Annotated in this window: 1 protein-coding gene; it reads left to right on the top strand. The window is 70.9% G+C overall.

Features of this window, described 5'->3' with window-relative positions:
• The first annotated feature begins 177 nt into the window (after positions 1-177).
• Positions 178-1,362 carry an NADH-quinone oxidoreductase subunit D gene (locus tag FNQ90_RS23150; protein WP_182608128.1) on the top strand — a complete coding sequence of 395 codons (1,185 nt, stop codon included), beginning with the start codon at positions 178-180 and terminating at the stop codon, positions 1,360-1,362.
• The last annotated feature ends 50 nt before the right edge of the window (positions 1,363-1,412 follow it).

Here is a 1,412-nt window from a genome sequence, read left to right as displayed (position 1 = left end):
CACCTCGTCCCGGCCCCCGGGCTCACGACGTCCGCGCCCACCGTCGGTGCCGTGTCGGTCCTCCGGGTCGCTCCCGCTTCCCGGCTGCCCTGCCGTCGTGTTCATACCGCAGAAGCTTAGGCGCGCGCCCCCCGCCGGCGCGTATCGGTCACCCCGGGGAGCTGCCAGACTGGGCGCATGGAGGACTCCACGACCCCCGGCGGGGGCACGGGTGCGACCGGGACCGCCACGGTGGTGGGGGTCGGGGGCGCGGCCGAGGCCACGGACATGGTGTTGAACATCGGCCCGCAGCACCCCTCGACCCACGGCGTGCTGCGGCTGCGGCTGGTGCTGGACGGTGAGCGGATCTCCCGGGCGGAGCCGATCGTCGGTTACATGCACCGCGGGGCGGAGAAACTCTTCGAGGCCCGTGACTACCGACAGATCATCGTGCTGGCGAACCGCCACGACTGGCTTTCCGCCTTCTCCAACGAGTTGGGCGTGGTCATGGCCGTCGAGCGGATGCTCGGCATGGAGGTCCCGGAACGGGCGGTGTGGCTGCGCACCCTGCTCGCGGAACTGAACCGGGCGCTCAACCACCTGATGTTCCTCGGCTCCTACCCGCTGGAACTGGGTGGCATCACGCCCATGTTCTACGCCTTCACCGAGCGGGAGGACCTCCAGGCGGTACTGGAGGAGGTCTCCGGCGGTCGCATCCACTACATGTTCAACCGGGTCGGCGGGCTGAAGGAGGACCTGCCGGCCGGGTGGACCGATCGGGCCCGCTCGGCGGTCGCGGGGGTGCGCGGGCGGCTCGGACGGTTCGACGACCTCGTGCTCGGCAACGAGATCTTCCGCGCCCGTACCCGGGGCGTCGGCGTCCTCTCCCCGGAGGCGGTGCACGCCTACGGGGTCTCCGGTCCCATCGCCCGCGCCTGCGGTGTCGACCTCGACCTGCGGCGTGACGAGCCCTACCTGGCCTACGGGGAGCTGGCCGACACGCTGCGGGTGGTCACCCGGACCGAGGGGGACTGCCTGGCGCGTTTCGAGGTGCTGCTGGAACAGACCCGCAACTCGCTGGAGCTGGCCGACGCCTGTCTGGACCGTCTCGCCGGGTTGCCGCCGGGGCCGGTGAACCAGCGGCTGCCCAAGGTGCTCAAGGCCCCGGAGGGGGAGACCTACGCCTGGACCGAGAACCCGCTGGGTCTGAACGGCTACTACCTGGTGTCCAAGGGTGAGAAGACGCCCTACCGGCTCAAGTTGCGCTCGGCGTCGTTCAACAACATCCAGGCGCTGGAACACCTGCTGCCGGGCACCCTGGTGGCCGACATGGTGGCCATCCTGGGGTCGTTCTTCTTCGTGGTGGGCGACATCGACAAATAGGGCCGGGCCGGGCCGAACGGAGCCGAGTGGGGCCGGGCGGACCCGGGGCG

The organism is Streptomyces alkaliphilus, from assembly GCF_014141535.1.
Classification (GTDB): Bacteria; Actinomycetota; Actinomycetes; order Streptomycetales; family Streptomycetaceae; genus Streptomyces; species Streptomyces alkaliphilus.
The sequence above is the reverse complement of the archived record's forward strand: the minus strand, read 5'-3'. Positions and strand labels throughout refer to the sequence as shown.